Raw genomic sequence first — 26,890 nt, 5'->3', positions numbered from 1 at the left:
CTTTTGTATTCAAAATTAATTAATGTACCTTGCGGTATACTAATTAAAAAGTGAACACTATTTAAAGGTGACTGAACAGTGTGAGCTATCACAGGATAGATCAAATCGTCATTTCCCTGATCTGTATTCTGCCCGAAAAAAAACGTTTCAATAAGAGCATTGCGTATGAGTATTTTTAAAGCAAGTATCATCAGTATGATGATGGTCTGTAGTGTGATTTTAGTGGGGTGCCAAAAACCAGCAGCAGAAGCCGAAGAAATTCCTTTTGTCATGGTCACACAGCCAACGACTTCGCATGATGAGCAAAAAAGTTATGCAGGTGATGTACAAGCACGTCAAAGTACAGCATTGGCTTTTCGTGTGGGTGGGCAAATTACGGAGCGTTATGTCGATGTTGGTGATCGGGTTAAAGTTGGGCAGACTTTAGCAAGACTCGATGTCAAAGATGCACAACTACAGCTGAACTCAGCCAAAGCTCAATTGGAAAATGCGCAATCCTCTGTGAAAATTGCAGGTGATGAATTTAAACGTTTTCAACAACTATTACCAAGCAATGCAGTCAGTCGTTCACAATATGATGCAGTGAAAAATCAATATGATGCTGCCTCTTCGACATTGAAACAGGCGCAAGCCAATTATGAAGTTGCAGCCAATCAAACTCAATACAACCAATTGTTTGCTAATAAAAGCGGTGTGATTACCCAGCGTAATATTGAAGTAGGGCAAGTCATTTCCGCAGGGCAGGCAGCTTATCAACTCGCAATTGATGGTGAGCGTGATGTGGTGATCGGTGTGCCTGAGCAAGCCATTAATCAGATCAAAGTTGGGCAGGATGCATGGGTAACACTTTGGTCAAAACCACAAGATAAATTTAATGCTTATGTTCGTGAAATCTCCCCTGCGGCAGATCAATCCCGTACTTTTAGTGTCAAAGTAGCACTGAAAGAAGGGCAGTCCGTGATTCAGTTGGGGCAAAGTGCACGCGTATTTTTCAATCAAAATGTAAATAATGTATTGAGTGTGCCTTTATCCAGTGTCTCGGCAAATAATGATCAGCCCTATGTTTGGGTGGTGAATAGTAACCAAACGATTCGAAAAGTACCTGTACGTTTAGGGGCTTATGGACGTGACAATGTACCTATTCTTTCAGGATTAAATGTCAGTGATTGGGTGGTGATTGGTGGTGTACATTTATTAAGAGAAAAACAAAAAATCAAAGCGGTAGACCGTGAAAATCGTGCAGTGACGATTCAGAAAGGGGCATGATGATGAGTGCATTTCAATCCTTTAACTTGTCTGAATGGGCACTCAGAAATAAAGGCTTAGTGCTTTATTTCATGATATTGCTTGGTATTGTAGGCTTTGTTTCTTATTCAAAATTATCACAAAGTGAAGATCCGCCATTTACCTTTAAAGTGATGGTCGTACAAACCTATTGGCCGGGAGCAACGGCAGAAGAAGTTTCGCTACAAGTGACGGATCGTATTGAAAAACAACTGATGAGTACGGGGCTGTATGACAAGATTATGGCGTATTCCCGTCCAGGTGAGTCCATGGTCATGTTTATGGCAAAGGATTCATTAAAATCGAGTCAAATTCCTGATGTGTGGTATCAAGTCCGTAAAAAAGTAGGTGATATTCAGCATCAACTGCCAAATGGTGTACAAGGTCCATTTTTTAATGATGAATTTGGCGATACTTTTGGAAATATTTATGTTTTAACAGGCAAAGATTTTGATTATGCCACCTTAAAAGAATATGCAGATCGTTTACAGCTTCAGCTACAACGGGTGAAAGATGTTGGTAAAGTGGAGCTTGTTGGCTTACAAGACCAAAAAATTTGGATCGAACTGTCTAATACTAAAGCAGCGCAACTGGGTATTCCCATCACTGCTATTCAAGATGCATTACAAAAACAAAATAGTATGGCGAGCGCAGGCTTTTTTGAAACGGGTTCAGACCGTATTCAAGTGCGTGTTGGTGGTGCTTTAAAATCAGTCGATGACTTGAAACAAATGCCATTATTGGTGGGAGATAAAACCATTCAATTGGCAGATGTGGCAGAGGTTTATCGTGGTTTTAGTGAACCTGCACAACCACGCATGCGTTTTAATAGTGAAAATGGCATTGGTATTTCGGTGTCGATGCGTAAAGGTGGTGACATCATTGCTTTAGGGAAGAACCTTGAAAATGAATTTACCCATTTACAAAAAACATTGCCACTGGGTATGCAACTGCAAAAAGTATCCGATCAACCTGTAGCAGTACAACGCAGTATTCATGAGTTTATTAAGGTCTTAGCCGAAGCGGTAATTATCGTGTTGTTGGTGAGTTTTTTCTCACTCGGTTTCCGTACAGGTTTGGTAGTGGCATTTTCCATTCCTCTTGTATTGGCAATGACTTTTGCAGGGATGAATCTGTTTGATGTTGGACTGCATAAGATTTCTTTGGGGGCATTGATTCTCGCCTTGGGCTTGTTGGTTGATGATGCCATTATTGCTGTGGAAATGATGGCAATCAAAATGGAACAAGGCTATAGCCGAATGAAAGCTGCAGGCTATGCATGGACCAGTACGGCATTTCCTATGCTGACAGGAACATTGATTACTGCCGCAGGCTTTTTGCCGATTGCGACTGCTGCATCAAGTACAGGTGAATATACCCGTTCGATTTTCCAAGTCGTGACGATTGCTTTGATCGTGTCGTGGATTGCAGCAGTAGTTTTTGTACCGTACCTAGGTGATAAACTTTTACCTGATTTTAATCAAACACCCCAAAAAGCGCCGTGGTATCAACGCTTATGGGCACGTTTGCGAAAGCAACCTGAACCACAACCTGTTGTGCATCATGTCGGTGAACATTACGACCCTTACCAAACCAAGTTTTACCAAAGCTTTAGAAAGTTGGTGAATACTTGTGTGACTTATCGTAAAACCGTAATTATGGTGACAGTTGGGATTTTTGCTTTGTCTGTGGTGATGTTTAAATTTGTACCACAGCAGTTTTTTCCGCCATCGAATCGTGCTGAAATTTTGGTGGATTTGAAATTGGAAGAAGGTGCTTCTTTGGCAGCCACTGAACAAGCGGTGAAAAAAGTTGAAGCATTTTTAGCAAAGCAAAAAGGTATTGATAATTATGTTGCTTATGTCGGTACAGGTTCACCACGTTTTTATTTACCTTTAGACCAACAGTTGCCACAAGCAAGCTTTGCCCAATTTGTCGTGTTGGCATCTTCACTTGATGACCGTGATGAAATTCGTAAATCTTTAGACACTCAAATTCGCCAATTGTTGCCACAAGTGCGTACTCGTGTGTCTTTATTGGAAAATGGACCACCTGTTGGCTATCCGATCCAATATCGGGTGTCAGGTGAAGATCTAAATACAGTACGTCAGTTTGCACATCAGGTGTCAGGGATTGTCGGGCAAAATGCCAATACCACTAATGTTCACTTAGATTGGGGTGAGCCAAGCAAAATCATTTCATTGCAAATCGACCAAGACCGTGCACGTCAAATGGGGGTGAGCAGTGTTGATATTGCCAATTTCTTAAATAGTTCAATCAGTGGTGCAGTGATTAATCAGTATCGTGAAAAACGTGAATTGATTGATATTCGCTTGCGTGGTGATCAAGCTGAACGTGTTGAAGTGGGTTCAATTGCAAATTTAGCTGTGCCAACCAGTCAAGGTGGTTCAGTGCCATTGTCACAAATTGCCAATATTCAATACAAGTTTGAAGATGGTTTGATCTGGCATCGTAATCGTTTACCCACCATCACGGTACGTGCTGATATTCGAACACATCTACAACCTGCCACTGTGGTTGGAGAATTGTCTGAAAAGATTAATCAACTACGTACAGAATTGCCAAATGGTTATCTGGTGGAAGTTGGCGGAACAGTTGAAGAATCTGCCAAAGGGCAAAACTCAGTAAATGCAGGTATGCCATTATTTTTGGCAGTGGTATTTACGTTGTTAATGATTCAACTCAAGAGTATTGCACGGTCATTCATCGTATTTTTGACTGCGCCATTGGGTTTAATTGGTGTTGTGTTATTCTTATTGTTGTTTAATAAGCCTTTTGGTTTTGTGGCAATGCTTGGTACGATTGCATTATCAGGTATGATTATGCGTAACTCGCTGATTTTAATTGATCAAATTGAACAAGATATCGCATCTGGACAAGATCAATGGAATGCCATTTTAGATGCTACTGTCCGGCGGTTTCGACCGATCATTCTGACCGCATTGGCTGCGGTATTGGCAATGATTCCATTATCGCGCAGTATTTTCTTTGGTCCGATGGCTGTCGCAATTATGGGTGGTCTTATAATTGCGACACTTTTAACATTATTTTTCTTGCCAGCGCTTTATGCAGCGTGGTTTAAAGTACAAAAAGATGCAAAATCTTCCTAGAAATGTATGAATTTTAGGTGCGAAATTTTGAAAAATTCAATATAGTAGCACCTAAATTTTTCTAGCAAGTCGCATTAGACGTTTCCACACAAAATATGTAGAATGATGTGATGGATTGAGGTATAAAAATCACCTATGGGGCAAGACAATCTCAAACAGCATCGTCGTTATATGACGATCTCTTACGTCTTTATGTTTCTCGCATTATTTACAATAATTAGCGCCATCATTTCGTATTTTCTTGCACGTAAAGTTGCTGTAGCTGAACATGCTGAAGTTTGGATTCAAGCTCAAGCTTTGTGGGTAATGCGAAATATCATTATTTTTCTTGTCTTGGCTGCGTTTGCTGCATTGTGGTTTATTCCTCTCATTTTCTTTTATTGGGATTCTATGCTTTGGGTCAAAGCATGTACTGTGATTGGTGTGATTTTTAGTGCAATTTCATGGTTATACTTGCTGAATGCATGGCTCAAAGGTTTCAATAAATATCTAAAAAGTAAAGCCGTATTCTAATTTTTTTCTGAACGAACTTGTAAAAGTAGTGGGTCGTCCCCATTTTACTTCGCAGTGAAGATTGATCAAATTTTGTGGAGCATCGCCAATCATGGCTAAACGTGATTATTATGAGGTTTTAAGCGTTTCTAAAACCGCTAGTGATGATGAAATTAAAAAAGCCTACCGTAAGATGGCGATGAAATATCATCCAGACCGTAACCCAGACAACGCTGAAGCTGAAGAAAAGTTTAAAGAATGCGCTGAAGCTTACGAGATTTTATCTGACAGCGAAAAACGTAGCATGTACGATCGTATGGGGCATCAAGCCTTTGAAGGTGGTATGGGCGGCGGCGGTTTCGGTGGCGGTGGATTTAGCGCAGAAGATATTTTCAGCCAGTTCGGTGACATCTTCGGTGGTGCGTTTGGTGGCGGTGGTCGTCAGCAACAACGTGCACGCCGTGGTTCAGACTTACGCTATGTGATGGAACTGACTTTAGAAGAAGCTGTGAAAGGGGTGAAAAAAACCGTTACTTTTACAGCACCTGCACCATGTGATGTATGTGATGGTAAAGGTTCTAAAAATCCAAATGATGTTGAAACCTGTAAAACTTGTCATGGCGCGGGTCAAGTCCGTATGCAGCAAGGTTTTTTCTCAGTTCAGCAAACTTGTAGTACATGTCGTGGACAAGGTAAGATCATCAAGAATCCTTGTAATACTTGTCATGGCTCGGGTGTAAAAGATCGTCAGCAAACGCTTGAAGTGACTATTCCTGCAGGCGTGGACAATGGTGATCGTGTACGTTTGACAGGTAAAGGCGAAGCAATTCGTGATGGTCAAGCAGGTGACTTGTACGTTGAAGTGGTTGTGCGTGAGCATGAAATTTTCCAACGTGATGGTGCTGACTTGTATATGGATGTACCTGTGAGTATTGCAGATGCAGCTTTGGGTAAAGAAATTGAGATCCCGACTTTAGAAGGTCGTGTGAGCTTGAAAATTCCTGAAGGTACGCAAACAGGTAAAATGTTCCGTCTACGTGGTAAAGGGGTAAAACCTGTACGTAGCAGCATGCAAGGTGACTTACTCTGTCGTATCGTAGTGGAAACACCTGTGAACTTAACTGCACGTCAACGTGAGTTACTTAAAGAGTTACAAGCGACAATGGATGGTGATGACAATAAATCATCGCCAAAGAAAAAATCATTCTTTGATCGTTTATTTGATTAAAATAGCGCTCAACGTAGAAAAGCCAGCTTGCTTTCAAGCTGGCTTTTTTATTATCCAATTTTTATTTCCTTAGATTTTAAGTATCGAAGTATTGCTATGAAACAAGATTTAGCCTTAGTGATGGCATTGGCAAGTGAATCGAAAGGTTTATTTGAACAAGACAACATTGCTGTGCATTATAGTGGCATTGGTAAAATCAATGCGGCATTTAAAGCCTTTGAAATTATTCAGAAAACTCAATGCAAAACTTTATTAAATTTAGGTACTGCGGGTAGTTCGGTCTTTAATGCTCATGAACTGGTGGAAGTCACCACTTTTGTACAACGTGACATGGATGTATCGCCTTTAGGTTTTGATGTTGGTGTTACACCGATGGATGAGCATTTTCCAAGTGCGATTCAGTTAGAACCCTATTTTAAGGATTTGGCAAAAGGAGTTTGTGGTACAGGTGATAATTTTGAAATCGGTTTACCTAAAGTACAGTGTAATTTAGTAGATATGGAAGGTTATGCCTTAGCAAAAGTGTGTAAAAAATTAGGTGTACGCTTGATTTCAGTCAAATATATTACCGATGGTGCCAATGAAACAGCACATTTGGACTGGGAGGAAAATTTGTTATTTGGTGCACAAAAGTTATTAGAATTATATAAAAGTATTTGAGCCCAAATAAAAAATCTGGCGACCATAGCGGTCTATGGTCGTATGCCAAAACAAGTTTTTGCGTGTGCAAATTATCTTGGAATGACACCGTATAAAATCATATGAATCGTGTGTTCAACAGAGCGCTGAAACATGACTTTATTTTTTAAAGTTTTACCTGTGACCATTTCAATCTGCGTACTGAAATCTGCATAATTTTGGGTTAAGCCCCAAATATTAATAATCAAGAGTTCAGGGTCAATTTGTGCTGAAATTTTACCTTGCTCTTGCCATGTTGAAATGACTTTAGCTTTACGTTTAAAGAGTTTCTTTAATGGACCTTTGAGGATCGGTAAAATATGTGGTGCACCTTGAATAATTTCTAAAGCAAAAAGTTTAGAGGCTTTCGGTTGTGTACGTGAAACTTCAATTTTAGTCGTGAGATAGTGGCTTAATGCTTCGACAGGTTCTAACTCTGCTTCGAGCATTTGTAAGGGAGCAAGCCATTTTTGCATGACTGTTGTTAAGACCTCAACATACAGAGCCTCTTTATTTTCATAATAATAGAAAATATTAGACTTGTGCATTTCGGCAAGTTGAGCAATTTCCTCAAGACTTGCACCGTTAAATCCGTAAATAGAAAATACGTCTAAAGCGGCATTGAGCAATTGCTGTCGTTTTTGAGCACTCTTTTTTTGTTCCATCGCATTACTGAGTAAAAAAAATAATCACTAAATTGTACGGTAAAATGTCTGATTTGTGCACAGGTCTAAGTGACTATTTTTAAATATTCTTCAGATTTATTATGAAGTTTTATTATTTAATTAAAAAAAGGTATTTATTTAATTTATATGCACAAAAATAATGCATAAGCGCCGAAATATGGCAAAAAATAAATGGTTTTTTTAAGATTATTTTAATTTTGAATAGCGCAAAAAACTGTCGCTTATTAAGATTTTTTAATGAATTAAAAATAGAATATAGCTTTTCTAAAAGGATAACAACTTTATGACCAATAAAGTTGTTATTGTTTGCTTAGGTAGAAAGCACAGCATTTAAAATTTGTTGTTCCAATTCAGCAAATTTAACCCCTTTTTGGCGTGGACGGGGTAGATCTACTTTAAATTGTTGTGCAATGTGTCCTTGATCGAGCAAAATGATTCGATCTGCGAGCTGGACTGCTTCACTAACATCATGGGTGACTAAAATCGTGGTGAAACCTTGTTCTAGCCATAATTTTTCGATGAGGTTTTGCATGTCTAAGCGTGTAAGTGCATCAAGTGCACCCAATGGTTCATCAAGTAATAAAACTCGTGGTGTATGTGACAAAGCACGTGCCAATGCTGTACGTTGACGTTGCCCACCTGAAAGTTGTGATGGCCATAGTTGGGCTTTTTCTTTTAAACCAACTTTTTCCAATAATTGCTCAGCTTTATCATGTTGCGGTTTAGCTAAACGAGTTTGACATTATCAAGAATGCTTTTCCATGGCAGTAAGCGAGGGTCTTGGAACATGACACGAATGTCATCTGAAGTGATGCCCTCACGAAAGTTTTGTAAAGATTTGAACTTAATTTCGCCATAACTAGGTTGTTCTAAATCTGCCACTAGACGTAATAAGGTACTTTTACCACAACCACTACGTCCTACAATCGCAACAAATTCACCTGCTTCAATGTTGAGGTCAAGGTCTTCTAGAACTTTTACATCACCATAAAATTTATGTAATTGTTCGATGTGAATTTCTGCACCTGATTTGGTAGGTACAGTTTGCGCATGATCTTCGGCATGCAAATCATGGGCATATTGGCTAATGCTTAAATCAGTCATGAGCGTTTCCTTATTTTTGATAACCTGAATGCCAACGCAATAAATAACGTTCTAATAATTGTGCTAAGACATCAGCTAATTTTCCAAGTAATGCGTACAGTAAAATCCCGACCAAGACGATATCTGTCTGTAAAAACTCTCGGGCATTCATGGTCATATAACCAATCCCAGATTGTGCTGAAATCGTTTCAGCCACAATGAGTAGTACCCAAACCAATCCTAACGCAAAGCGTAGTCCAACTAAAATTGAAGGCATTGCACCTGGTAAAATAATATCTTTGTACAGTTGCCAGCGTGTTAAACCATAGCTTTTCCCCATTTCAATCAGTTGAGGGTCGACGGAGCGAATGCCATGATAAGTATTGATATAAATTGGGAAAAATACGCCAACAGCGACTAAAAAGAGTTTTGCTGATTCGTCAATACCAAACCAAAGAATCACCAATGGAATCAAAGCTAAAGCTGGAATGTTACGGATCATTTGTAAAGTGGTATCGAGTAAGTTTGAGGCAATTTTCGATGAACCATTTAGCAAACCAAGCAATAAACCTAAACCACCACCAACCAACAAACCGAGTAGAGCACGACCAGCGCTGACTTTGACATGTTGCCAAAGTTCACCACTGACCAGTAATGTCCAAAAAGCACTGACAACTGCTGTTGGTGCTGGTAGCACACGGCTTTCAAGGATTCCTGTTTTTGAGGAAATTTGCCAAATCACAATCAGTAAAATCGGGACAACCCAAGGCAGCAAGCGCTGCCCGAATTGTTGCGTTCCACGTGAAACTGTAGAACTTTTATTTTTTGTTAAGGATGTCATGCAAGCTCCTTTTCAGGTGTCTGTTGCTTGTTTTCCTCAGGTGTATAATTATTTGCAACGATCTCACCAAATGGACCAGTTAAATTGGGCTGTGTGAGTTTTTTACGTGTTTCTAAGGGTAATAAAGGGAAGACCAATTCTGCAAAACGAATTGACTCTTCTAAGTGTGGATAGCCTGAGAAAATAAACGTGCCAATACCTAAGTCCGCATATTCTTGGATACGATCTGCAACCGTTTGTGGATCACCGACCAATGCTGTACCTGCACCGCCACGGACTAAGCCCACACCTGCCCAAAGGTTTGGCGACACTTCAAGTTTGCTACGATCACCATTATGCAATTCAGCCATACGGCGTTGACCGACTGAATCCATTTGTTTGAATTTTTTCTGTGCTGCTGCGATGGTTGCATCATCCACATATTGAATCAGTTCTTCGGCTGCTTGCCATGCTTGCTCGTTAGTTTCACGAACAATGACGTGTAAACGGATACCATAATTGAGTTGACGACCTTTAGCTTCAGCACGTGCTTTTACTACGGCTATTTTTTCTTTTACTGCAGCAGGAGGTTCACCCCAAGTCAGATAGGTATCTACTTGATCCGCTGCAAGTTCAATCGCATCTTCCGAAGAACCACCAAACCAAAGTGGTGGATAAGGTTGTTGAATCGGTGGATAAAGCAGTTTGGCATTGTCTACGCTTAAGCGTTCACCCTGAAAAGTAAAAGATTCACCTGTATGTGAGCGTTTTAAAATTTCACGCCAAATGGTGGTGTATTCAGTCGCAGTTTTATAACGTGTTGAATGATCTTCATATACACCATCACCTTTCAGTTCTTCTTCATCGCCACCCGTCACAAGATTAAGTAGTACACGACCATTAGAAAGACGGTCAAATGTTGCTGCCATGCGTGCTGCCAAAGCAGGAGTCGTCACGCCAGGACGTAAAGCGACGAGAAATTTTAGATTTTTTGTTGCATCAATCAAACTTGCTGCTGTGATCCATGGATCTTCACAAGAACGACCTGTTGGGATGAGTACGCCTTCATATCCTAAATTATCTACGGCAACGGCGATTTGTTTCATATACGCATGGTCTACTTGGCGTGCACCTTTACTTGTCCCTAGATAACGACTATCACCATGAGTTGGAATAAACCAAAAAATTTTCATTGCTCGGGTCCTTGTAAATTATTTGCCAGTCCAAACGGCTAGCTTAATGTTGATTGGTTTAGGAATAATTTTGAGTTCAGCAAAACGATTTGCCAGTTGTTGCTGATCTGCGATGACTTTTGCTGTTAATGGTGCAGCACGAGAAGGTTTTGGGCGGCGTTCAATAAAAGCTTGGCTGACTTGAGGTTTTAAACCTGTACTTTGTCCAATGATTTGCGCTGTTGCTGTGCGGTTAGCTTGCACCCACTGATCTGCTACATTAATTTGTTGGATAATGCTGGTAACGGCTTTAGGATTTTTCTTCACAAAATCAGGTGAAGCCAAATAGAAAGTATAGTTCGGGCTTAAGCCCTGACCTGAGGTTAATACTTTGGCTTGGTCTTCTAACTGTGCAGAGGCAAAATATGGATCCCAAATTGCCCATGCATCTACAGCACCTTTTTGGAATGCTGCACGTGCATCGGCGGGACTGAGCCAAACAGGTTGAATATCAGACCACTGCAAACCTGCTTTACGTACAGCTTGCACCAATAAATAATGTGCACTTGAGCCTTTTTGGACTGCGATACGTTTACCTTTCAATGCTTTTAATTGCGTAAGCTGAGAATCTTTGGGTACTAAAATTGCTGATGCCAACGGTTTTGCTGCTTCATAAGCGATGTAATACAGCGGTTTATTCGCAGCTTGCGCATAGACAGGTGGTGTATCACCCGTTACACCTACATCAATTGAACCCACTGCTAGTGCTTCTAAAATTTGCGGTCCTGCGGGAAATTCATTCCAAGAAATTTTGGCATTTGGAAATTCTTTTTCATACAGCTTTTGTTGCTTAGCAATCGCAAAGTTAATCGAACTTTTTTGAAAACCAATGCGCAGTTCTTTGACACTTGGATCAACCGCCCAAACAGCTGTTGTACCCAACATTGCACAGGCAAATAGCATGGCGGTCATGCCATGACCTGAAGTATTTAACCATGATGTTGTCTGTGTATTATTTTGCTGTTGGGTCATTTTGATGTCCTCTGTATTGGGCATTCTAGGCTTATGGAGTGGCTAGAATCGCTGCTTGAATATTGATTTTGTTTGGAATGAGTTTTTGTTGATAAAAGGCATCCGCTACATATTGCTGCTCTTTTGCGACTTCATTGGAAATAGGTTTGACGCCAAAGCCCATACGAGAAATCGAAGTATTCAACACATCAAGGGGTAAACCTGTTGGTTTTTCTAAAAGCTTTGCGGCATCATTTTGATGCTGAGCGACCCATTGTGTGGTGGTATTCAGTTCATTGACTACGGCTTTTAAAATTTCAGGATGTTCTTCAGCAAACTTACGGTCTGCCAAATAAAACTGATGATTGCTCACCAAGTTTTCACCTGTTGCCAAAACTTTTGCACCTAATTGTTGTTCTGCTGATGCAAAAAACGGGTCCCAAATCACCCATGCATCCACTGCACCTTTTTCAAAGGCAGCACGTGCATCGGCAGGTGGTAAATACACCACATCAATGTCTTCAAGTTTGAGTTGATTGGCTTCTAAAACCTTTAATAGCAAGTAATGTACATTTGAACCTTTATTCAGTACGACACGTTTACCTTTGAGATCCTGTACCGTTTTGATATCAGAATCTTTTGGGACAATTAAGGCTTCAGCTTTTGGGGCAGCAGGTTGGTTGGCGACATAAACTAAATTTGAATTGGCTGCTTGCGCAAAGATTGGCGGCGCTTCACCTGCTTCACCAAAAGATACGCTGCCAACATTTAAGCCTTCAAGCAGTTGCGGACCCGCTGGGAATTCAACCCATTTCACATTGACACCTTTTTCTTTTAAGGCTTTGTCTAGATCACCACGGGCTTTAATGATCGGCAATAGACCATATTTTTGATAACCAATATTTAAAGTTGTGGTTTCTGTTTGTTTGGAACATGCAGATAGCATCATGATCGCAGCAAGGCTCGCACTGAGAAGTGTGATTTTTTTCCAAGACGGTTGAAAAAGATGTGCCATGAACGAGATGCTCCTAAACTTTAAATGTTGAACAAAGTGAATGAGCATCAGCTTAGAGAAAATTGTATTTTCAAAAAAATAAGATTTCGATGATTAGACATGAAAAAAAAAGATAAATATAAAAGTGTGAAACTTAGCTGAAATTGTGCAAAAAGAAAGAATATGAAAATGCGATAATATTTTTATAAGACATTGAAAATAATCAATTAAATATTTTTAAAAAATAAACATATATAGAAAGCAAAAGATTTGCTAAAGATAAATTCTGTATTTTTCAGCATTTGAAAGAATATCTTTAGCAAAAATGGAGATAACTGTGCGGTTTTTCAGTATTAAATACGCTTATTAAACACCATCGAGTTACGCTGATAATTATATAAAGCTTGGCGAGCTTCGGGTAAATCATCCACACTTGCAGCGGCAAAACCATGTTCTAAAAACCAATGTGCTGTACGAGTGGTTAATACGAAGAGTTGTTGAATCTGCATCTGTTTGGCTTTTTCTTCTAAGAAATGCAGGATTTGGCTGCCACGATTGGATTTACGATAACTTGGATGCACGGCAACACAGGCGATCTCAGCCGAATAAATTTTGTGTGTAGCAGGTGGAATTGGATACAGTGCAGCACACGCCAAAATCGTTCCATCACGCTCAATCACCGCAAATTGTTCGATTTCATTTTCCAAACGTCACGTGAACGGTAGACCAAAATACCTTCTTCTTCGAGTGGACGTAGTAGGTTGATCAATCCCCCGACATCACCAATATTTGCCATGCGTACTTCTTCATAATGCGCATCAGTGATCATGGTACCGTGTCCATCACGGGTAAAGAGTTCTTCGATCAATGCACCATCATAAGCATATGACAGCAAATGCACGCGATGAACGCCTTTGAGTGAGGCTTCTTTTGCATTTTGTAAATGTAGTGCAATCTCAAAGTTTGAATCTTGGTATTTTAAAATATGCTGATCAAGCTGATGTGGGGTAATTTCACGGCGTAATTGCCCAAATTCATCCATCAAACCTTGCTGATTGCCTAAGAAAATCAATTTATCTGCTTTGAGGTGAATCGCTGTTTTGGTGGCAACTTCTTCTGCCAATAAGTTAAAGACTTCCCCTGTAGTTGAATAACCTGTTGGACCGAGTACCACGATATTATAATTGTCCAAATGGCGTTGAATAGCTTCGGTGTCAATGGTACGCACTTCACCCGTCAGTTGAAAATCGACCCCATCACGGATACCAAAAGGTTTCGCCGTGACAAAATTTCCTGAAACCACATCAATGCGTGCACCAAACATGGGGGAGTTGGCAAGTCCCATAGATAATAATGCTTCAATCTGCAAACGGATCGAGCCTACAGCATTCATGACGCAGGCTAAAGCTTCACGAGTCGTGACACGGCGGTTGATATGGATCGGACTTTGAATGCCTTTTTCTTTTAAATTTTCATTGATTTGTGGACGAGCGCCATGGACTAAAATCAAACGAATACCGAGCGAATGGAGGAGAGCAATATCATGAATAATATGTTGAAAATTTTCATGTTCAACTGCTTCACCACCAAACATCAGTACAAAAGTTTTGCCACGATGAGCATTGATATAAGGCGCTGAATGGCGAAACCAATGTACATATTGCTGTGTTGCGTTATGAGTGATTTCAGTATGTTCAGATTGCATCTCGCCATCTCAATATGTGGTACTTAATAGATAATTCTAAACAAAAAATAGCACTTCGGCATAGTGGAGATCGAAAAACACCAGAAGTCTTTTAACAAGACTTCTGGTGCTGGGAGAAACTCTATCGTTTTTAACACGATAAAGTGAGGGGAGAGGATCTTAAATTAACGAATGACTTTGACAATTTTATGATTTGAGGTATTGATCAAGACATATTTACCATCAACTTTGTACCATTGTTGGTTTTGGCTTGGTTTGCTCAAATTTTTATTGTGTTTGTAGTCAAATTTATGGCTTGCAGTGCGGTATTGATTTGGAAATGCTTGACCAACTTTCCAAGCATTATTTTGACCTTGTGGCTTTTGATCAGCTACTTTGTGTTGGTTGCTATGGTTTTGAGTTTGATGTTGTTGAGTTTGGTGTTGCTGTGTTGAATGGTTGTCATGATGTGTATTTGGTGCGGCAAATACAGAACTTGTTGCAATAATAGTGCTGATAGAGATGGTCATTGCCGAGAGGAATTTATTCATTTTAAAGTACCTAAGCACAGTAGATTGTCTGTCGATAGCTTTACTATAAAAATAAATTGCAGAGATATTATGGAGAAAAATCAAGAATTTTTAATTTTTTTATCATAAAAATAGATGAATTTATCATTTAATTCTCTTTATTTGAAAATATTTTTATTATTTTGAAGTATAAAAAAGCCCAATGATTTGGGCTTGATATGGGTAAAATAGTGATTAGCCAATGATACGAATAATACGGTTATTACGTTCATTCACTAAAACATAGTCACCATTCACTTGATACCATTGTTGATATTTTGCTGGTTTCGATAAATGGCGATGATTTTTATAATTTACCTGATAGCGAGATGAGCTAAATTTACTTGGTAAATATTGTCCCGAACGCCATTCACGGCTTGGATTAACGCGTTGGTTGTGGTCATTACGATGATTTTCATAACGGTCATTACGGTTGTTATCCCAACGATGATCATGTCTTTGATCCCATTTTGTTTGTTGTGCATAACGGTAATTGTCTTGATGATTATGTGGAGCTGCCATTGCAGATGTTGCAATGAAAGCGCTAAGTGATAAAGCAATCGTGGTTAAAACTTTGTTCATGAGATACTCCATTATGTTGTGAATTTCTTTCGATGAAATCAATTTACGCAATAATTGGAGATAAACGGTGAGGGAGATTTAGTTGAATTGTGAAATCTGTGAAGATTTGATGAAGAGTGAAATTAATGCCCCGATCTTGTATATTGAAAAACTTAAAATAATCAGATCAATAGAAATCGAGAAGAATAAAATGCTTGAAACCAAAGAAATATTAATCCTTTGTTTCACAACGCTAATCAGTTTTTTCTTGTTTAAAATCATAGCTGCTTTTTTACAGCATCAGAAAACCAATCATCCACGTTTAGAAGTGAGTCCACGTATCCAATTTTTTTGTAATTTTATACTTATCATTTCTATTGCACTTGCTATTTGGATCTTGACAGGACAGGTTGCAAAGAATGACGAACTCGCTGCTTGGATGATGGTGGGTTTATTTTTCTTTCTTTCCAGTGCACTCCTTATCGTTACACGCAAATGGTATATAGAACTACATGAAAATTGTGTCATCTATAATCGAGGACTTGGCAAGGATCGAATTATTTATTTTCAGGATATTTGTTCATATCGTTTTTAGAGATTTTAGCTCAGCCACATGTAAAAATAAAAAATCAGCAAGGTTGGACGTTGGATATTCCTTTGTCATATATGGATCAGCATTCATTAAAATTTTGGATTGATTTTCATCAAAAAAATGGACGTTTTCCAACGCCAATAGAATTAAAACAAGAGAGAAATAGACAGGATCAAGGGAAGAATTGAATATGAATCAGACAGAAAAAACCCAAACAGATGCTTGGGTAAGTGATTAAATAGCTGTTTACATGCCACGAATACCAACAATATTGTTATTGTCAGCATCAACTAAAATATAATCATTGTTGATTTTATACCATTGTTGATTACGAGACGGTTTCGGTAAATTACTGTCTTTATAATCGACTTTATAGCTATTGCCACGATAATGCTGCGGCATCACATAACCTGTTTGCCATTTGTGTTGTTGTAAACGGCGCACACCACGTTCTTCACGTTCACGGCGTTGATCTTTGATTTGTTCATCATCCTGAAAATCACGAAATCCTTTTTTATTTCCTTGACCACGTTGCTCATAGCCATCACGATCGTAATGTGGACCTGCATGTGTCATTGTGGTGGTTGTAGCCAAAACACTGAAAGAAATTGCTAATGCAGTCAACATCTTTTTCATGATAAGCCCTCTTGAGTATCGTTATTTTCACACTGATTACTCTACAAGAAAATTGCAGAGAAACTGTGAAGAAAAAATGACGATTCCTTTAAAAATACAGAGATATTAAGAACAAGGAATGTCATTGCATCGCATCATATAATAAAAATGTAGCATCCGCCTATGTTTGAGGCACTATATTTCAAATTGAAATAGTGCAACAAAAACGTATCAAAAGATTGAGAATCACTGTGTGAGAGTCAAAAGCTACAGTTTAAAATTAGTACCAGTGTTCAGATAAGTCTTCTAAATATTCTACTGCTTCAATGACAGGAATGGCTTGCTGTGCATCGTCCAAAGCTAAAATCAGATGGCAAGGTAATTGGAATTGTTCAATACGTTGGATTAATTCAATTTTACGTTGTTGATCTGCCATGAAATACAACCTTGATATCAATTAAAAAAGATGCTTCATCATAGGTAAAATTTCATTATTTGAAAAACTGAATAATTTCATTGTTATGATTGTAAAAATAGATTTATGTGGATAAAAAATACCCTTCAATGTGCAAGAGAAGGGTATTTATATTCAAAAAATGCTGTGATTAATCCTGAGCATCAATACTTTGCCCATTCATTTGCACACTGTCTTCACCCATTAAATATAAATAGGCAGGCATGATTGCTTCAGGTGTCGGTAAAGTTTTAGGGTCTTCTTCAGGATATGCTTTGGCACGCATTGCAGTACGTGTACCGCCTGGATTAATACAGTTATAGCGAATATTTGGATAGGTATTTTCTTTGGCAAAAATTTGACTGACAGCTTCAATCGCAATTTTCGACACAGAATACGCTCCCCATTTGGCACGTGCTTCACGCCCTACACCTGAACTGGCAAAAACCACAGAAGCGTGTTCAGATTTTTGTAAAAGTGGCAGTAATTCTTGAGTCAGAACAAAAGGTGCACGCAAATTTACTGCCATCACATCATCCCAAACTTCTTCAGGATAGTGTGCTAATTCGACACGGTCTCCTAAAATTCCTGCATTATGCAAAATACCATCCAAACGACCAAATTGCTGTTCGAGTGTATCGACTAATAATTCATAGTCACGTGGTGAAGCAGTGGATAGTTGTAGGGGTAAAATAGCAGGTTGTGGAGCACCCAATGCTTCGATTTCATCATAAATGACTTCAAGTTTATTGAGTGTACGACCATGCAAAACCACTGTAGCACCATGTAAAGCATAACTGATTGCTGCTGCACGTCCGATACCGTCTCCCGCACCCGTAATCAAGATAATTTTATCCTTGAGTAAGTCTGGGCGAGGTTGATATTCAGAATATTTCATGGGAGACCTCCTATAATTGTTATGATGTTTAAACTTTTATATAGCTATATAAAAACAATGAAACATCTTATTCAAGATATTTGATCATTTGTATCATACGATTCACACAGAATGAATGATTTTTTTGTGCTTTAAATATTAACCAACATTTTAATAAGCTGATGTAATTCAGAAACATTATGGACAATACGATCAGCTTGCCAAGCATCTAAATCATCTTTGTATTGCAAAGGTAAATAGCCATACGCTGCGAGTATGCTATACATTTTTGCTGCACGTCCCGCATCAATATCACGTGGATGATCACCGACATAGATACATTGTTCAGCGGCAATATTGATCTGCTTGGCAGCCAAATACATTGGCTCAGGATCAGGCTTGGTATGTTTCACATCTTCAGGACAGACCAAAACTGCACAACGCTTAGTTAAATTCAATGCTTTGAGCAAAGACTCACTCAGCCAACGTGGTTTATTGGTCACAATGCCCCATGGAATATGATGCTTTTCTAAATCTTCTAGAAGGGGATACATGCCTGCAAAAAGATCGGTATCAACAGCAATGTCTGCACCATAAATGTCTAAAAAGCGTTGGCGATGGGCTAAAAATACAGGATCATCCACTTCTAGTTCGGGATAAACCAATTTCACCATCGCACGTGCCCCCTCAGACACTTGTGTGCGGATCAATGCGGCATCGACAACCGCACAGCCTTTTTCACGGCACATATTTTGAATAATGCGAATGAAATCAGCAGCGGTATCAATCAAAGTACCATCGAGGTCAAAGAGTACTGCTTTCATTGTGCAGACTCATTGATTGTATATACCATATAGTTGACATCAACATTTGGTGCTAACCAATAATGCTTGGTCAATGGGTTGTAATGTAAACCTGTCATGTCTTTGAGTTTTAATCCTGCACTACGGATGTCATGTGCAAGCTCAGAAGGTTTAATGAATTTGTGGTAATCATGTGTGCCACGTTTGAGTAAACGTAAGACGTATTCAGCACCCACAATGGCAAATAAATAAGATTTTGGATTACGGTTAATGGTCGAAAAAAACACATGACCATTTGGTTTTACCAGTTTTTGACACGCTTGAATGATCGATGCAGGATCAGGTACATGCTCAAGCATTTCCATACAGGTCACGATGTCATATTGACCTGCTTGTTCTTCAGCAAGTTGCTCTACAGGCACTTGACGATATTCAATATTGTGTACATTTTCTTGTTCTGCATGCAGACGCGCGACATTGAGCGGCGCTGCACCCATATCGATACCAAGTACATCGGCACCACGGCGTGCCATGCTTTCAGCCAAGATCCCCCCGCCACAACCGACATCAAGAATTTTTTTACCTGTTAGACCACCCGCATGTTCATCAATCCAGTTTAAACGGAGTGGATTAATTTGGTGTAATGGGCGGAACTCTGAGTGCTGATCCCACCATAAGGCTGCAAGTGCTTCGAATTTTGCAATTTCTTGTGGATCAACATTGAGTTGCGACATGGGAGCCACCTCTGGGTCATTTGTTTTAATCAAAAATTAAGTTTAACTATGCTAGTGTACCCATAATTCTGAAAAAAGCGATGAATCGTGTAAAAAACTTCACAGAAGGAAAACGATTTTCCCATATTTGTTTTATAGTTAGTACATAAGCTAGACAAGATGATATTAGAGGACAAAAACTGAATGAAAAAATTACTTTTGGGTAGCACAACTGCAATGCTCATGGCATTTTCTGCAAATACTATGGCAGCAAATTTTGTTGCAGGAAAAGACTACACTGTGGTGCAAAACCCAGGTAAAGTTGAGGTTCCTGGCAAAATTGAAGTACGTGAATTCTTTTGGTATGGTTGCCCACACTGCTTTAAATTAGAGCCACATATGCAAGCTTGGCTCAAAAAAATTCCAAAAGATGTGAACTTTATCCGTACCCCTGCATCAATGAATCCACTTTGGGAACAAGGTGCACGTGCATATTTTGTTTCTGAGGCTTTGGGTGTACGCAAACGTACGCATTTACCTTTATTCCATGCCAATGGTACAGGTCAGCAAATTTTACAAAAAGATCAATTTGCAAAATTCTTTGTAAAATATGGCATTCCTGAGGCGAAATTTAACAGTACATATAACTCATTTGCGATCACTGCAAAAATTGCGCAAGCCAATAAATTGGCGCAACAATATCAGCTCAGTGGTGTACCTGCGGTGGTTGTAAATGGTAAATACGTGGTGCAAGGTGAAGATGGTAAAGTCACTCAAGTAGTTGATTACTTAATCAATAAAGAACGTAAATAAGCATCTGATGGTGTGATGAATTAAAAACCCGCAAATTGCGGGTTTTTTTGTTTCTTCAATATTGTGGCATTAATCTAAAGGATCCATTTTGGGTGTTTCCCAATTTAAAATGCCTCTAAAAATAAAACGGATTTGGGTCACAGATTGTTTTTTATATATTATTTTTTGCAATTCTAATTCTTGCCCAGAATACTGGCGGCTTAAACTGAGCCATGACATTGCCCAAGTAAAAGCAGAGTTAATCAATAAACTGGTCAACACATATAAATCATTTTCATTTTGAAAATGTTCAAAAATTTGTAATTTTTTTAGATCATTACTGAGATCATCATTTAAATAACGAATTTCTCGATCAATGGCACGGCGCACCGTTTCTGAACCGCCCCAACGTTCTGCAATCATAAAAATCCATTGCTGTGGATTTTGTTCAACGGCTTTAAAAAATGAATCCATGGTGGTCTGGGTTTTGGCTTCAGGCAAGGCGAGACCATGTCCGAGTTGATGCAAGACATTTTTTAAATATAAGGAAACTTGATCGACCAACTCTTTACCGAGTTCTTCCATATCTTGGAAATGTCGGTAAAAGGCAGTAGGCACTAAACCCACTTCACGCGCAACTTCTCGCAAACTGATACTTGAAAATGAACGACCTGATGTGCTGAGTGTGAGTGCAGCATCAAGTAAAGCCTGACGACTTTGCTGTTTACGTTCATCCCGTATTGACATTGTGTGACCTTAAATTTTGTGATGGCAAGAGTTTAACAAATAAACCTACAAATTAAACGACGAATGTCAGTGCACAGGTGTTGACTGAATTTAAAAATAAGTATAGTTTACGAATGTTCACTAAAAGAACGCATGTTCACTCAATAAATAGCCAGCATAAAGAGGAACGCAACATGAGTAAATCTGTAACCATACAAACGATGTCATATCAACCTGAATGGATCCGTGAGGATTTTGTTGATTTTGTCGCAGCCAAGATCAATCCCTTATGGGCATGGAAAAAAGTCAAAGCATCTGTGGTCAAAATACGCAGTTTAAGCACAGATTTTTTCCAAATTGAATTACGTCCTAACCGTAATTTTAAGAATCAACATTTAAAAGCAGGGCAAAGTGTTTTAGTCACTGTGTTGATTGAAGGGGTACGGCAGCAACGGCATTATTCCATTGTGAAAACATTGGCGAATGGTGACCTTGTTTTGGCGGTGAAGCGTCAGGGTAAAGTGTCTAAAGCTTTGAGCGAGTTAACATTTGGGAGCATCATAGAGCTTTCACAACCACAAGGAGAATTTATTCTTGATCAAAACAGCATGCCGCTTTTGTTGGTTGCATCGGGAAGTGGGATCAGTGCGATTTATGCATTGCTCAATGCCGCTTTAAAACAGTCACAGCGCAAAATTACTGTGTTGTATTTTAGTCGAGATGAAGCTTTTCATGCTGACTTACAGCAACTTGCCGTGCAGCATTCACAGTTGAATTACTTATATTTCAATACATTAAAAACTCAGCAGCGTTTAACTTTAGCCTTGCTAAATGAACATGTGACAGACTTTCAGCAACGTCAAACGTATGCCTGTGGTGCAAATGCAATGATGCAAAGTATTCAGCAAATATATCGTGAGTTGAATATTCAGCATCAGCTTAAACAAGAATATTTTCAGGTAGTTGCAGATGAGAGCCTGAATCAGCAACCTGTAACTTTTTTACGCTCACAGCAGGAATTTGTTGCCAAAACTAACTTGCTTGAAAGTGCTGAGCAAGCAGGTTTAAAACCGACACATGGTTGCCGTATGGGCATGTGTAATACCTGTACATGTACCAAAGTCAGTGGTTCAACCAAAAATATGCTGACAGGTGAAATTGATCATACTGCCAATACACAAATCAAACTATGTATTAGCCAAGCAGTGAGTCCTGTGGTGATCAATCTTTAAGTCAGAGTTAATTTTAAAAGCTATTTTCCAAATTTTTATTTAAACACGATCTTTGTCTCATCCATTAAGACAGGGGACGTTGTGGCCAAAATTCAGCACAGGCTTCTAAAAAATGAAGCGCTGAGGAGTAAAACAATGAATATATCAGTGAATTTTTTAAACAGTAAATCAAAGCATTTAAATGCTGAACACACAGCAGCATTTGGTCGCCGTGTCGATGAAATCCGTCGCGAGGTGATGGACAGCTTAGGAGAGTCGGATACCCAATATATTTATAAAATCCGTAATTTTGTCCGTTATAGCGAGATTGCATCACGTGGCATGTTGATGTTTGGCGGCTGGATTCCCCCTGTATGGGTGGTGGGTACAGGTTTGTTGGGTATTTCCAAAATCGTGGAAAATATGGAACTCGGTCATAACGTGATGCATGGACAATTCGACTGGTTAAATGATCCAAGTTTGAATGGTGCCAATTATGATTGGGATACCATTGCTTCAGGTGATGATTGGAAATATACCCATAATTATGTGCATCACACTTATACCAATATTGTCGGCAAAGATCATGATGTGGGTTATGGTTTGCTACGTGTGAGTGAATCGCAAAAGTGGGAACCTCGTTTTTTATTGAATATTCCTTTAGCAATTCAGCTCATGGTGTTTTTTGAATGGTATGTGGGTGTGCAAAATCTACATTTAGAAGATGCATTGGTTTATAAAACCAAGACTTGGAAACAAGTTTGGGCAGATGCGACCAAATTCCGTAAAAAAGCCCGCCGTCAAATTTTAAAAGATTATGTATTTTTCCCTGTCATTGCAGGTCCAAATGCTTTGCCTGTTTTTGCAGGGAATGCGGTTGCCAATGTGATTCGTAGTTTGTGGTCTTCGGCAGTGATTTTTAATGGTCATTTCACTGAAGATGCTGAAACTTTTGAGCCTGACAATACTGAAAATGAAACGCGTGCTGAGTGGTATCTGCGTCAGATTCGTGGTTCGAGTAACTTCACAGGAACAGATTGGTTGCATATTCTGAGTGGTAATTTGAGCCATCAGATTGAGCATCATTTATTTCCTGATATGCCAGCCAACCGTTATGCGGAAGTTGCGCCAAAGATTAAAGCCTTATGTGCTGAATATGGTATTAACTACAATGAAGCGAATTGCTTTCAGCAGTTTTGGAGTGTTTGGGTTCGTTTAGCGAAGTGTTCTTTGCCAAATAATATGACGGCTAAAATTACGCACTCTTGTGCAAAAGTGAAGGGGATTTTTGCTTAGTTTGTCTTAAAAGTTTTAAGTTACAAATAAGCGCACTGGGTAAAAAATAGTAAAAAGCCCAATTTATGAGAATTGGACTTTTTGCTACACATTAAAACTATGATTTTACATAGAAAAAATTACGTATAACGTGCTTTATGTTAATTTTAGGAAGACATAATTTTTTTATTTCATTCATTTTCATTTTTGCAGTATCGAATCTCATTTCAGCATATATCAGCACTCTCTTAGCTAAAGTCGTTGTAAAATAGAAGTTCCAATATGTCGCTCGTAGACACTCGCTAAAAAGTGAATTTGGATTCCCAAAATCATTAATTAGAGAAATAGTGAAAATAAAATTGCATTCAGGCTTTGTATTAGTTGTTAAACCATTCATAATTAATTAATTAATTAATTAATTTCAGTTGAAGGTTTTTTATGTTTGAATTTATAGGTTTTTTAGTTGTTGCATTTTTTGGATTTAAAATACTTAGATTTTTATTATCATCACCAGAAAAAAACTATGAGCGTGCTACAAAAAAATATATGGAGAACCCTACAGATGCTAATTATAGATTTATGGAAGCAGCTAGAATTAGCATGGAAAAACACCGTAGATAAATGATTTAAGAGTTTAATATGTTTGAATTAATTGGAATTATATTTGCATTAGTTATAGTTTGGGTTTTTTTAAAAATGGTTCTTGTACGAGTATTTCCCAAATATGGTTTAAAGGATGCAGAAGCTCGTTATAAGAGGAATCCTGATGATGTAAATGAGAGATTACTATGGGAAGCACGTAGTCGTATTAATAACCTTAAAAAATAAAAACACAAAGTGAATGGAGTGTGAGTGACCTAATGATAGATCGCTTCCACTTTCTAATTAGGGCTATCGCTATTTGCCATTATCTTGAATTTTGTTGTCCCTTGCTTGCTCTTGTCTTTTTAGTTTGGTTTTGGCTTCTCTTTGCTCTTTTTTCTTTCAGCATTTTTCTATACAAATTAGGATTGTTTCAGTGATGGCTCTGTATTCGTCATGTATGGTATAGGATTTTGTTCTGTAGCATTAGCATTTATTTAACATAAAATGAAGTTATGCGACTTCATAATGATTTAACAATTATTTTGTTTTAAGGCATTGAAGTATAAAAAAAGTCTTTATATAAGAAAAATAAATTTTTTCAGTGAGTATTATCATGAGTGAAAATTCACTTACCGCAATTCGACAAGTCAAAGAGTTAAACAGTGATTTCCAAGTAAATCAGCATCTAAAAAAAGGTTGGAAGTTACTTGCAGTTACAGCATTAACGCATAGGTACGATGGAGGTCACGAAGAAGCCGAAACAATATATGTTTTAGGTAATGAAGAAGAGCCTTCCGAAAAATAAGAGAAGATTAATTTTGGTGATGACAACCCACTTATTCCAAAAGGAAGTCAATTAAATCCCTAATTATTTTGGCTTGAAAAGAGTCCACATTATCTAATGGTGGACTCTAGTCCCAAATTCGGGACTTTTAATAAATATTTACAATTTAAGAATTATATAATTCAAGCAATTTCTTAAATTCATATAATCTATATTATTTTTTAAAAACAATGCTTTATGTAATAATTAAATCTTTGTAGTATTCATTCTAATAATTAGTTAGCGATAGGTAATATGCGGGAAAAGGTATACAAATTTTGATCAATAATTCCCAAAATTCTCATCATTTCATCAAATCCATTTTTCGCTAGAATTCATTTCAAATAACAGGGTCTGGGTCAATTCTTGTCGATTGGCGTAAGATCAATTCAGATGCGCTAATCGACAAGATTCTCATTTCTGCATAACTTATATTACGTTGCTGAGCTGTAGCTGCAAACAGTATTGCGTAGGCTACAGTCTTAGATATTCTATTTAACATAAATCTCTTATGCGAATTCAAAGCAATAAAACATCTATTTCATTTATATCACAGTGCTTAAGTTTTGTGATAGACAAAATTAAGAATTCAGATGAGCTCTGCTTTTCTTCCACAAATCCAAAAATCATACATGTAATAAAACCATCCTCCTTGTATCTGCTATAATTGCCCACAATATTTTCCAATCTAAATAGGACAAGCTATGCGTATCGACCAACGTGCATTAGACCAATTACGTGACGTTAAAATTACCCGTAATTACACACGTTATGCGGAAGGTTCTGTATTGGTTGAATTTGGTCATACCAAAGTGCTTTGTACTGCAAGTATTGACAACTCAGTTCCACGCTTTCTCAAAGGTCAAGGTCAAGGTTGGGTCACTGCAGAATACGGCATGTTGCCCCGCTCAACACACACACGTAGTGACCGTGAAGCAGCACGTGGTAAACAATCTGGACGTACTCAAGAAATCCAACGTTTGATTGGTCGTAGCTTACGTGCCATGGTTGACCTCAAAAAACTTGGTGAAAATACCATTACCATCGACTGTGATGTGATCCAAGCGGATGGCGGTACACGTACAGCATCGATTACAGGTGCAGCGGTTGCATTGATCGATGCAATGAATGTATTGCTTGAAAAGAAAAAAATTAAACAAGACCCATTAAAAGGTTTAGTTGCTGCAATTTCAGTGGGAATCTATAAAGATGAAGTATTACTTGATCTTTGCTATGAAGAAGATTCGAACTGTCAAACTGACTTAAATGTAGTGATGACTCAATCTGGTGAATTCATTGAGATTCAAGGTACGGCAGAAGAAAAACCATTTACCCGTGCGCAATCCAATGCCATGCTCGAAATGGCTGAAAAAGGCATTGCAGAACTTGTGAAAAAACAACAAGAAGCATTAGGTTGGTAATTTAATTCGCTTGAAAATGAACGCATCTTCGGATGCGTTTTTATTGTTCATTCAAAAGCTTAATGGAATTGAAACCAAAGCATCACCAAACTGTCATGGGCTTTGTATTGACTAACAGCTTCTTTGAAATACGGAAATGGTTAATGAAAAGTTTATTTTTAATTTTAGCCCCAAACTGTTGTTTAATGCTCAGTGGATGTAACGACGATAATGACGGTGATTCAAGCCAAACGCCAAATCCACCTGTGTCAAATTGTAAAATGCACTGCGCACCATATTGACATCCTCCCCGACCTAAAGGACGGAGATTCCTCCTACGAGACGCTCATGTCCGAGCGCAAGAATGTTCAGTGCGGAATTTATATCCCGATCCCATGAGCTACCACACTCACAACACTGCCATTCTCTTATTCCTAAACCTGCTCTACCTTTCGGACTACTGAAGCGTGAGCTACAGCACGAACACGTTTGGGTGGTATACGCTTCATTGACTTCTTCATACCATACACCTGCGTTCTCGCATTTATACTTGAGCATGGTTCTTAGTGTTGTCCAACTTGCATCTAGCACTGATTTAGCCAATCTAGTTTGTGCTAATGCTTTGGCATTT

Annotated in this window: 27 protein-coding genes and 2 pseudogenes; 13 read left to right on the top strand and 16 right to left on the bottom strand. The window is 38.6% G+C overall.

The window, feature by feature from the left end:
• The first annotated feature begins 165 nt into the window (after positions 1–165).
• The 5 genes from AVJ19_RS13795 (at position 166) to AVJ19_RS13775 (ending at position 6,795) form a co-directional block, all read left to right on the top strand.
• Positions 166–1,266 carry an efflux RND transporter periplasmic adaptor subunit gene (locus AVJ19_RS13795; RefSeq protein ID WP_111860253.1) on the top strand — a complete coding sequence of 367 codons (1,101 nt, stop codon included), beginning with the start codon at positions 166–168 and terminating at the stop codon, positions 1,264–1,266.
• A gap of 2 nt (positions 1,267–1,268) precedes the next feature.
• Positions 1,269–4,415, top strand: coding sequence for an efflux RND transporter permease subunit (locus AVJ19_RS13790; protein ID WP_111860252.1), 3,147 nt, complete (start codon positions 1,269–1,271; stop codon positions 4,413–4,415).
• A gap of 135 nt (positions 4,416–4,550) precedes the next feature.
• Complete coding sequence (locus tag AVJ19_RS13785; RefSeq protein ID WP_111860251.1) at positions 4,551–4,928, top strand: hypothetical protein; 378 nt, start codon at positions 4,551–4,553, stop codon at positions 4,926–4,928.
• A 91-nt stretch (positions 4,929–5,019) separates the two neighbouring features.
• The gene (gene dnaJ / locus AVJ19_RS13780) at positions 5,020–6,135 is read left to right on the top strand and encodes a molecular chaperone DnaJ (RefSeq protein ID WP_111860250.1); all 1,116 of its coding nucleotides are present in this window, start codon (positions 5,020–5,022) and stop codon (positions 6,133–6,135) included.
• 96 nt (positions 6,136–6,231) lie between these two features.
• Positions 6,232–6,795 (top strand): 5'-nucleosidase, encoded by a 564-nt coding sequence (locus AVJ19_RS13775; protein WP_111860249.1) that lies wholly within the window; start codon positions 6,232–6,234, stop codon positions 6,793–6,795.
• 71 nt (positions 6,796–6,866) lie between these two features.
• Here the strand turns inward: AVJ19_RS13775 and AVJ19_RS13770 are convergent, their stop codons facing one another.
• The 9 genes and pseudogenes from AVJ19_RS13770 to AVJ19_RS13730 all read right to left on the bottom strand — a co-directional run bounded on the left by AVJ19_RS13770 (position 6,867) and on the right by AVJ19_RS13730 (position 15,414).
• Positions 6,867–7,478 carry a TetR/AcrR family transcriptional regulator gene (locus tag AVJ19_RS13770; RefSeq protein WP_111860248.1) on the bottom strand — a complete coding sequence of 204 codons (612 nt, stop codon included), beginning with the start codon at positions 7,476–7,478 and terminating at the stop codon, positions 6,867–6,869.
• A 331-nt stretch (positions 7,479–7,809) separates the two neighbouring features.
• Positions 7,810–8,603 (bottom strand): annotated as a pseudogene (locus AVJ19_RS13765) (ATP-binding cassette domain-containing protein).
• 10 nt (positions 8,604–8,613) lie between these two features.
• Positions 8,614–9,423 carry an aliphatic sulfonate ABC transporter permease SsuC gene (gene ssuC, locus AVJ19_RS13760; RefSeq protein ID WP_111860247.1) on the bottom strand — a complete coding sequence of 270 codons (810 nt, stop codon included), beginning with the start codon at positions 9,421–9,423 and terminating at the stop codon, positions 8,614–8,616.
• Positions 9,420–10,595, bottom strand: a complete 1,176-nt coding sequence (ssuD, locus tag AVJ19_RS13755) for an FMNH2-dependent alkanesulfonate monooxygenase (RefSeq protein WP_111860246.1) — start codon at positions 10,593–10,595, stop codon at positions 9,420–9,422. Before ssuD ends, ssuC begins: the two co-directional genes overlap by 4 nt.
• An 18-nt stretch (positions 10,596–10,613) precedes the next feature.
• The gene (locus AVJ19_RS13750; RefSeq protein WP_111860265.1) at positions 10,614–11,546 is read right to left on the bottom strand and encodes a sulfonate ABC transporter substrate-binding protein; all 933 of its coding nucleotides are present in this window, start codon (positions 11,544–11,546) and stop codon (positions 10,614–10,616) included.
• Between the two features lie 91 nt (positions 11,547–11,637).
• Positions 11,638–12,600 (bottom strand): sulfonate ABC transporter substrate-binding protein, encoded by a 963-nt coding sequence (locus AVJ19_RS13745; protein ID WP_111860245.1) that lies wholly within the window; start codon positions 12,598–12,600, stop codon positions 11,638–11,640.
• Between the two features lie 332 nt (positions 12,601–12,932).
• Positions 12,933–14,284 (bottom strand): annotated as a pseudogene (argA, locus tag AVJ19_RS13740) (amino-acid N-acetyltransferase).
• A gap of 164 nt (positions 14,285–14,448) precedes the next feature.
• Positions 14,449–14,814: an RcnB family protein gene (locus AVJ19_RS13735; protein ID WP_111860244.1), complete on the bottom strand. Its 366-nt coding sequence runs from the start codon at positions 14,812–14,814 to the stop codon at positions 14,449–14,451.
• 213 nt (positions 14,815–15,027) lie between these two features.
• A complete protein-coding gene (locus AVJ19_RS13730) occupies positions 15,028–15,414 on the bottom strand; it encodes an RcnB family protein (protein ID WP_111860243.1) in 387 nt (128 codons plus the stop codon).
• 109 nt (positions 15,415–15,523) lie between these two features.
• Between AVJ19_RS13730 and AVJ19_RS13725 the strand changes: the two genes are divergently transcribed.
• Complete coding sequence (locus tag AVJ19_RS13725; RefSeq protein ID WP_111860242.1) at positions 15,524–15,988, top strand: hypothetical protein; 465 nt, start codon at positions 15,524–15,526, stop codon at positions 15,986–15,988.
• Positions 15,989–16,231: 243 nt separating this feature from the next.
• Here AVJ19_RS13725 and AVJ19_RS13715 read toward each other — a convergent pair whose 3' ends face one another.
• From AVJ19_RS13715 to ubiG, 5 genes are all read right to left on the bottom strand, one after another.
• Positions 16,232–16,621: an RcnB family protein gene (locus AVJ19_RS13715; protein ID WP_111860240.1), complete on the bottom strand. Its 390-nt coding sequence runs from the start codon at positions 16,619–16,621 to the stop codon at positions 16,232–16,234.
• A 259-nt stretch (positions 16,622–16,880) separates the two neighbouring features.
• Positions 16,881–17,036, bottom strand: coding sequence for a hypothetical protein (locus AVJ19_RS22250; RefSeq protein ID WP_171334219.1), 156 nt, complete (start codon positions 17,034–17,036; stop codon positions 16,881–16,883).
• A 169-nt stretch (positions 17,037–17,205) separates the two neighbouring features.
• Positions 17,206–17,952: a YciK family oxidoreductase gene (locus AVJ19_RS13710; protein WP_111860239.1), complete on the bottom strand. Its 747-nt coding sequence runs from the start codon at positions 17,950–17,952 to the stop codon at positions 17,206–17,208.
• A gap of 131 nt (positions 17,953–18,083) precedes the next feature.
• On the bottom strand, positions 18,084–18,755 hold the full coding sequence (locus tag AVJ19_RS13705) for an HAD family hydrolase (protein WP_111860238.1): 672 nt from the start codon (positions 18,753–18,755) through the stop codon (positions 18,084–18,086).
• Entirely contained in the window at positions 18,752–19,468 is a 717-nt protein-coding gene (gene ubiG / locus AVJ19_RS13700) for a bifunctional 2-polyprenyl-6-hydroxyphenol methylase/3-demethylubiquinol 3-O-methyltransferase UbiG (RefSeq protein WP_111860237.1), read from the bottom strand. The genes AVJ19_RS13705 and ubiG overlap by 4 nt, the downstream gene beginning before the upstream one ends.
• Positions 19,469–19,651: 183 nt before the next feature.
• On the opposite strand from ubiG, the gene AVJ19_RS13695 reads away from it, so the two are divergent.
• Complete coding sequence (locus AVJ19_RS13695) at positions 19,652–20,260, top strand: thiol:disulfide interchange protein DsbA/DsbL (protein ID WP_111860236.1); 609 nt, start codon at positions 19,652–19,654, stop codon at positions 20,258–20,260.
• Between the two features lie 69 nt (positions 20,261–20,329).
• Here AVJ19_RS13695 and AVJ19_RS13690 read toward each other — a convergent pair whose 3' ends face one another.
• On the bottom strand, positions 20,330–20,986 hold the full coding sequence (locus AVJ19_RS13690; protein WP_111860235.1) for a TetR family transcriptional regulator: 657 nt from the start codon (positions 20,984–20,986) through the stop codon (positions 20,330–20,332).
• A gap of 173 nt (positions 20,987–21,159) precedes the next feature.
• Here AVJ19_RS13690 and AVJ19_RS13685 point away from each other — a divergent pair, with 173 nt between their 5' ends.
• The 6 genes from AVJ19_RS13685 to rph all read left to right on the top strand — a co-directional run bounded on the left by AVJ19_RS13685 (position 21,160) and on the right by rph (position 26,280).
• Positions 21,160–22,197 (top strand): flavin reductase family protein, encoded by a 1,038-nt coding sequence (locus AVJ19_RS13685; protein WP_227554756.1) that lies wholly within the window; start codon positions 21,160–21,162, stop codon positions 22,195–22,197.
• A 135-nt stretch (positions 22,198–22,332) separates the two neighbouring features.
• Positions 22,333–23,472: a fatty acid desaturase family protein gene (locus AVJ19_RS13680; protein ID WP_111860234.1), complete on the top strand. Its 1,140-nt coding sequence runs from the start codon at positions 22,333–22,335 to the stop codon at positions 23,470–23,472.
• Positions 23,473–23,889: 417 nt separating this feature from the next.
• The gene (locus AVJ19_RS13670; RefSeq protein ID WP_111860232.1) at positions 23,890–24,072 is read left to right on the top strand and encodes a hypothetical protein; all 183 of its coding nucleotides are present in this window, start codon (positions 23,890–23,892) and stop codon (positions 24,070–24,072) included.
• Positions 24,073–24,090: 18 nt separating this feature from the next.
• Positions 24,091–24,279: a hypothetical protein gene (locus AVJ19_RS13665; RefSeq protein ID WP_111860231.1), complete on the top strand. Its 189-nt coding sequence runs from the start codon at positions 24,091–24,093 to the stop codon at positions 24,277–24,279.
• Positions 24,280–24,649: 370 nt separating this feature from the next.
• The gene (locus AVJ19_RS13660; RefSeq protein ID WP_111860230.1) at positions 24,650–24,841 is read left to right on the top strand and encodes a hypothetical protein; all 192 of its coding nucleotides are present in this window, start codon (positions 24,650–24,652) and stop codon (positions 24,839–24,841) included.
• 722 nt (positions 24,842–25,563) lie between these two features.
• Positions 25,564–26,280, top strand: coding sequence for a ribonuclease PH (gene rph / locus AVJ19_RS13655; RefSeq protein WP_111860229.1), 717 nt, complete (start codon positions 25,564–25,566; stop codon positions 26,278–26,280).
• A 294-nt stretch (positions 26,281–26,574) separates the two neighbouring features.
• Here the strand turns inward: rph and AVJ19_RS13650 are convergent.
• Positions 26,575–26,890 (bottom strand): RNA-guided endonuclease TnpB family protein (locus tag AVJ19_RS13650; RefSeq protein ID WP_162626614.1); only part of this gene is annotated, 316 nt, incomplete at its 5' end.

Origin of the sequence: Acinetobacter sp. CFCC 10889 (genome assembly GCF_003268395.1) — a bacterium.
Lineage (GTDB): Bacteria > Pseudomonadota > Gammaproteobacteria > Pseudomonadales > Moraxellaceae > Acinetobacter.
This window is presented reverse-complemented; position numbering and strand designations above follow the sequence as displayed.